The organism is Rhodococcus sp. TAF43 (genome assembly GCF_052113525.1).
GTDB lineage: Bacteria > Actinomycetota > Actinomycetes > Mycobacteriales > Mycobacteriaceae > Prescottella.
The window spans coordinates 61,561-67,999 of record NZ_JBFRDL010000040.1 but is presented as its reverse complement, the minus strand read 5'-3'; the positions used below and the strand labels follow the sequence as shown (position 1 = coordinate 67,999).

Annotated in this window: 5 protein-coding genes; 2 read left to right on the top strand and 3 right to left on the bottom strand. The window is 67.6% G+C overall.

Annotated features, from left to right (window positions below):
* The coding region (locus AB4Z09_RS21165; protein ID WP_442240600.1) for a hypothetical protein at window positions 1-1,081 on the top strand (1,081 nt) is incomplete at its 5' end.
* Window positions 1,082-1,159: 78 nt separating this feature from the next.
* A complete protein-coding gene (locus AB4Z09_RS21160; protein WP_114718323.1) occupies window positions 1,160-1,573 on the top strand; it encodes a carboxymuconolactone decarboxylase family protein in 414 nt (137 codons plus the stop codon).
* Here AB4Z09_RS21160 and kstD read toward each other — a convergent pair.
* The 3 genes from kstD to glyA all read right to left on the bottom strand — a co-directional run bounded on the left by kstD (window position 1,560) and on the right by glyA (window position 6,409).
* The gene (gene kstD, locus AB4Z09_RS21155; protein WP_174908962.1) at window positions 1,560-3,263 is read right to left on the bottom strand and encodes a 3-oxosteroid 1-dehydrogenase; all 1,704 of its coding nucleotides are present in this window, start codon (window positions 3,261-3,263) and stop codon (window positions 1,560-1,562) included. The two genes, AB4Z09_RS21160 and kstD, sit on opposite strands and share 14 nt — an antisense overlap.
* Before the next feature lie 222 nt (window positions 3,264-3,485).
* The gene (locus AB4Z09_RS21150; RefSeq protein WP_442240599.1) at window positions 3,486-4,796 is read right to left on the bottom strand and encodes a PhoH family protein; all 1,311 of its coding nucleotides are present in this window, start codon (window positions 4,794-4,796) and stop codon (window positions 3,486-3,488) included.
* A gap of 302 nt (window positions 4,797-5,098) precedes the next feature.
* Complete coding sequence (gene glyA, locus AB4Z09_RS21145; RefSeq protein ID WP_114718320.1) at window positions 5,099-6,409, bottom strand: serine hydroxymethyltransferase; 1,311 nt, start codon at window positions 6,407-6,409, stop codon at window positions 5,099-5,101.
* Between the last annotated feature and the right edge of the window lie 30 nt (window positions 6,410-6,439).

Here is a 6,439-nt window from a genome sequence, read left to right as displayed (position 1 = left end):
CGCGTCGGCAGCGGTACTGACGGCCCTGACCGGGGTCGCGTCAGCCCAGACCGGCAGCCTCGGGTCTGTCGGGACCGACAGTCTCGGGAACATCGGGACCGGCAGTCTCCGCTCCCTCGGGACTGGCAGCGACGGACCTTCCGAGGTGAACCTGGACGAGGCATTCCCGGGGATGCGGATCAACTTCGACGGCCAGGAGGGGTACTTGGGCAGCGACCTCGGCGACGGCAGGAAGGGGACATCGGGAGTTTGCACGCTGGGGGTCGTCGGCACCGATTCCGCGGGACGCAACGTCGGCATCACCGCAGGGCACTGCAACCCCGGCACCGCGCTCTGGGACCTCAATCCCAAGCACCCGGGCGCGACCCGCGGCGTCGAGAACCTCGAGAACAACCATCCGGTGTTCAACACCCGCACCGCGAACGGCGCAGAACCGATCGGCTGGATCCGCTGGGTGGACGACAACACCTGCGATACCGATCCGATCGACGTCTTTCCGAACGGCGCGAAGTGTGTCCTGAAGGACCCCGTCACGGGCGCGGAGACTCCCGCAGTGGACCACACCGATCCTGACAGCACGACCGACTACATGGTCATCGAGTTCGCGCCGCGCATGCGGTTGACCAGTCAGGTCAAGGACAAAAACGGCCATGAGGTGATGAGCACGACCGGGGACACCAAGTTCAAGATCGACTCGATCTTCCGGGATGCGAGTGGCGCGGTCGCCGTGCCGACGAACCCACAGTACGTGGAGAACTTCGGGTCGTCCTCGGACCGCCGCACCATCGAAGAACGATTCACGGGGTGGGCAGACGATCTTCTGTTCCAGGCCAGCGCCCCTAGTTCCGGCGTAGTCGGCGCAGCCATGGACGGCGGACTGTTCCGCTCGGGCGCGGCATTCGTTCCCGGCGATTCGGGCGGCCCGGTGGCTCTGCGCGGGACGGGACAGTGGGTCGGCATCATCACGGCCGCCGACGGGACCGTGCTGATGCCGTGGGTGAACACGTCGGCGAAGAACATCCTCGCGGATCTCAACCCCCGCGGCGTCGTCGGAAGCGGATTCACGCCGAGCACCAGCTGACACCAGACCTAGTAGGCTCGCAGTCCGTGCGGTACCGGCGATGCGTGCTGCCAGACCCCACACAGGAAGCCGACGGCGATGACCGAACAGCACCAGAACACCTCCCCCGCATTCCAGGCCGGACTCGACGTCCGCACCGAGGTGATGGGCGCCGACTTCGTCGAACGGGCCTTCGAGCGCACCCGCGGCACGGACTCGGAGGACATCCAGGAATTCATCACCGAACACGTGTGGGGTTCGGTGTGGACGCGGCCGGGCCTGGACCGCCGCAGCCGCAGCCTGATCAACCTCGGCATGCTCATCGCGCTGCGCGCCGAGAACGAACTGCGCGGCCACGTGCGCGGCGCGCTGCGGAACGGGCTGACCCGCAACGAGATCGTCGAGGCCGTCATCCACGCGAGCGCCTACTGCGGCGCCCCCGCCGGACTGGCCGCGATGCGCGTCGTGCAGGAGGTCCTCGAGGCCGAACTGGGGCCGCTCAGCGAGGACTGACGGACCGGCCCGCCTTCGCCGCAATATCCAGGGCCGCAAGGTAACCGAACACCAGTGCGGGGCCGATGGTGGCGCCCGGTCCGGCGTACGTGTGCCCCATCACCGGCGCACTGGTGTTACCGGCCGCGTACAGCCCGACGATCACCGAGCCGTCCTCACGCAGGGCCCGTCCCGCGACGTCGGTGACGATGCCACCCTTGGTACCCAGGTCGCCGGGCACCATCTGCGCGGCATAGAACGGCGCCTTGGTGAGCTCACCGAGACTGGGATTGGGCTTGTTGGTGATGTCGCCGTAGTAGTGCTCGTACTTGCTCTCGCCGCGGTGGAAGTCCTCGTCGACGCCGGTGCGGGCGAAGCCGTTGAACTGTCGGACCGTCGCGGCGAGCGTGCCGGCCGGGATCCCGATCTTCTCGGCCAGCGCCTCGACGGTGGACGCCTTGACGATCGCCCCGCTCTCGAGCCACTTGCGCGGCAGCGGACTGCGCGCGGTCACCCCGGCGAACAGGTAGCGGTCGCGGTAGGTCTGGTCGAAGATCAGCCAGCAGGGCAGGTTCTCGCCCGGACCGTCACCCTGACCGAACTCGCCTCCGTACATGCGGTGCGTCGCCTCGACGTAGGGCAGTGACTCGTTCATGAAGCGCTCGCCGCGGTCGTTGACCATGATGCTGCGCGGCAGCGACCGCTCCGCAAGCGCGAACCACGGTCCCCGCGGCAGCGGAATGGACGGGGCCCACCATGCGTCGTCCATGAAATCGATTGCGGCGCCGACCTTCAGACCCGCATTGATGCCGTCGCCGGTGTTGGACGGGGCGCCGATGGTCCAGTCCGCACCGATCGGCGCCCGCTGATACTTCTTGCGCATCTCGTCGTTGGCGTCGAATCCGCCGCAGGCCAGCACGACACCGTGCTCGGCGCGCAGCGTGGATGTCCGACCGCCGGACTCGACCACCACACCGGTGACCTTCCCGTCCTCGACGACCAGGTCGACCAGTCCGGTGTTCAGGCGCAACGGAATTCCGGCCTCACGCACCCCCAGCAGCAACTCGGCCATCAGTGCGCCGCCCATGCCGATGAGCTTCTGCCGGCGCGCCTTGGCCACGAAGGTTCGCATGCCCACCCGGACCATCCGAACCGGCCCGCGCCAGTGCCGCAGTCCGGTGCTGAGCCACCGGTAATCCGACTGCTTCACTACGACGTTCAGCGGAGCCTTGCTGTACGTCGGGTGCAGGGTGCCGAGGTCGGACCCCAGCTTGGCGGCATCGAACGGCTTCGGCTCGCAGGACCGCCCGGTCGACAGGCCGCCCGGCGCCTCCGGGTAGTAGTCCGAATAGTTCTTCACCCACTCGAGATTCAGCGCCGAGTGGTCGATGAGGAACTGCAGGGCTTCGGGGCCACGGTCGATGTAGGTGTCGATCCGGGCCGGATCCACTCCGGGCCCGATGATGCTGTGCAGGTAGGTGCGGGCGGCCGCGACGTCGTCGGCGGGCGCCTCCCGCTTCAGCACGGAGTTGCCGGGGATCCACACGCCGCCGCCCGAACGCGACGTCGAGCCGCCCCAGTACTCGGACTTCTCGACGATGACGACCTTCAGGCCCTGTGCGGCGGCCGTGATCGCAGCGGACATACCGGCCCCGCCGGCACCCACCACGACCACGTCGAACTGTTCGTCCCGTTCCGTCTGCGCTGCCATGACCGCTCCTGATCCGAGTGTGAAATAGAGTGCCCCAAAATCTAGAACACGTTTCACTATTGATCAACGATTTGGCGCAGAAACCTAGCCTGAACTGGCCTTATCCCTTCGGCGATCCGGACTCACGGACTGATATTGACTACCACTCCGGCCCGGGCGCCGTGGCCGAATGTCACACACGTTCAATCCAGCTGAACGTGTGTGACATTCGGCCGGTCGGGGTCAGGCGGTGGGACCGAACTCCTCGAGCATCTCCGTCACCAGGGCCGCGATGGGCGAACGCTCACTGCGGGTGAGGGTGACGTGCGCGAACAGCGGGTGTCCCTTGAGCTTCTCGATGACCGCCGCGACGCCGTCGTGTCGGCCGACGCGCAGGTTGTCACGCTGGGCGACGTCGTGGGTAAGCACCACTCGCGAACCGCTGCCGAGCCGGGACAGCACGGTGAGCAGGACGTTGCGTTCGAGCGACTGCGCCTCGTCGACGATCACGAACGAATCGTGCAGCGAGCGGCCACGAATGTGCGTGAGCGGCAACACTTCCAGCATGCCACGGCTGAGCACCTCTTCCATCACCTCGGGGCTCGCGAGGCCGTCGAGGGTATCGAAGACGGCCTGCGCCCACGGCCCCATCTTCTCGCTCTCGCTGCCGGGCAGGTAGCCGAGTTCCTGGCCGCCGACCGCGTACAGCGGCCGGAACACGACGACCTTGCGGTGGCTGCGCYGTTCGAGCACCGCCTCGAGCCCCGCCGTCAGCGCCAGCGCGGACTTGCCGGTGCCGGCCTTGCCGCCGAGCGAAACGATGCCGACGCTCTCGTCGAGCAGCAGATCGAGTGCGACGCGTTGCTCCGCGGAGCGGCCGTGGAGGCCGAACGCCTCCCGCTCGCCCCGCACCAGTTGCACCCGCTTGTCCGCGGTGACCCGCCCCAGCGCGCTCGACCGTTCGCCCAGCAGTCGGATACCCGTGTGGCACGGCAACTCCCGGGCCTCGTCCAGATCGACGATCCCCTCGGAGAACAGCTGATCGATGACGCCGGACTCGACATCCAACTCGGTCATCCCGGTCCAACCGGACGGGACGACGTCGTGCGCGCGGAACTCGTCGGCGGGCAGACCTACGGCGCCGGCCTTCACACGCAGCGGGATGTCCTTGCTGACCAGCACCACGTCCCGGCCCTCGGCGGCGAGGTTGAGGGCACAGGCGAGGATCCTGGAATCGTTACTGTCCGTGCGGAATCCGACAGGAAGTACCGACGGATCGGTGTGGTTGAGCTCCACCTGAAGGGTGCCGTTCTCGGAGCCGATGGGCACCGGACGGTCGAGCCGACCGAACTCGAGACGAAGGTCGTCGAGCATCCGCAGTGCTTCGCGGGCGAACCATCCCAGCTCGTGATGGTGACGCTTGTCCTCGAGTTCGCTGATCACGACCAGCGGTAGGACCACCTCGTGTTCGGCGAATCTACTGACAGCCCACGGGTCCGAGAGCAGGACCGAGGTGTCGAGGACGTAGGTGCGGACGGAGCTGATTGCGGTCACGTGAGGCTCCTCGTTGTCTGCGTGGCACCCGCGCAAACGTGTTCGCTGGACCGGTCCGAACCTGAGTGTCAATCGACACGAGGGCCGGGCGCCGGCCCTCTCGCACTGACTGCATCAGCCACGATCAGGACCTCCCGTACAGTCAGCTACCCCTGCTGCCTGTTATCCGGGACGCTACGCCTGTCCAGGAGGAGCGCGACGCTCGCGCGCGGCGTGTCGAGTGAACGCCGCGTTAAGACTCGCCATGACGCCGAAACGGCCCGCACCCGAGGAGGGTGCGGGCCGTTCTGCGATCCGAGGGATCAGGCCTTGGGCAGCAGGCCCCAGTTCTCGAGGCCGTCGTACAGCGGGAAGTCCTGCGCCAGCTTGGAGACGCGGGCGCGCAGGGCCGGGACATCGGCGTCGGCGCCATTGGCGAGCGCGGTCGCGATGATGTCGGCGACCTCGGTGAACTCCGCATCACCGAAGCCACGGGTGGCCAGCGCCGGGGTACCGATCCGCAGGCCCGACGGGTTCATCGGCGGACGCGGATCGAACGGCACCGCGTTGCGGTTGACGGTGATACCGATCTCGTGGAGCAGATCCTCACCCTGCTGGCCGTCGAGCTGCGAGTGCCGCAGGTCGACCAGGACCAGGTGCACGTCGGTGCCACCGGTGAGGACCGAGATGCCGTTGCCGGCGACGTCGGCGCCACCGAGACGCTCGGCGAGGATCTTCGAACCGGCCAGGGTGCGCTCCTGACGCGCCTTGAACTCGTCGGTGCCGGCGATCTTCATCGCGACGGCCTTCGCGGCGATCGCGTGCATCAGCGGTCCGCCCTGCTGGCCCGGGAACACCGCCGAGTTGAGCTTCTTCGCCCACTCCTTCTTCGCCAGGATCATGCCCGAACGGGGCCCACCGAGGGTCTTGTGGACGGTGGTGGAGACGACGTCGGCGTGCGGGACGGGCGACGGGTGCAGACCCGCGGCGACCAGACCGGCGAAGTGCGCCATGTCGACCCACAGCTTGGCGCCGATCTCGTCGGCGATCGACCGGAACGCCGCGAAGTCCAGGTGACGCGGGTACGCGGACCAGCCGGCGATGAGTACCTGAGGACGCTCGGCGAGCGCGGTCTCGCGGACCTGGTCCATGTCGACGACGTGGGTGTCCTCACGGACGCCGTACGACGCGACCTCGTACAGCTTGCCGGAGAAGTTCAGCTTCATGCCGTGGGTGAGGTGACCGCCGTGGGCCAGGTCCATGCCCATCAGCTTCTCGCCCGGGTTCATCAACGCCATCAGCACGGCGGCGTTGGCCTGCGCACCGGCGTGCGGCTGCACGTTCGCGAACTCGGCACCGAAGACGTCCTTGGCGCGGTTGCGGGCCAGGTCCTCGACCACGTCGACGAACTCGCAGCCGCCGTAGTAGCGGCGTCCCGGGTAGCCCTCGGCGTACTTGTTGGTGAGCACGCTGCCCTGGGCCTCGAGCACCGCGCGGGGAACGAAGTTCTCCGACGCGATCATCTCGAGAGTGTCACGCTGACGCGACAACTCACCCGCCATCGCGGTGGCGACCTCGGGGTCCAGTTCGGCGAGGGACGCGGTGTTCACGTCGGTGGCAGGCACAGCAGTCATCAGCGAATCTCCAGGCTGGATTGCGGAAGT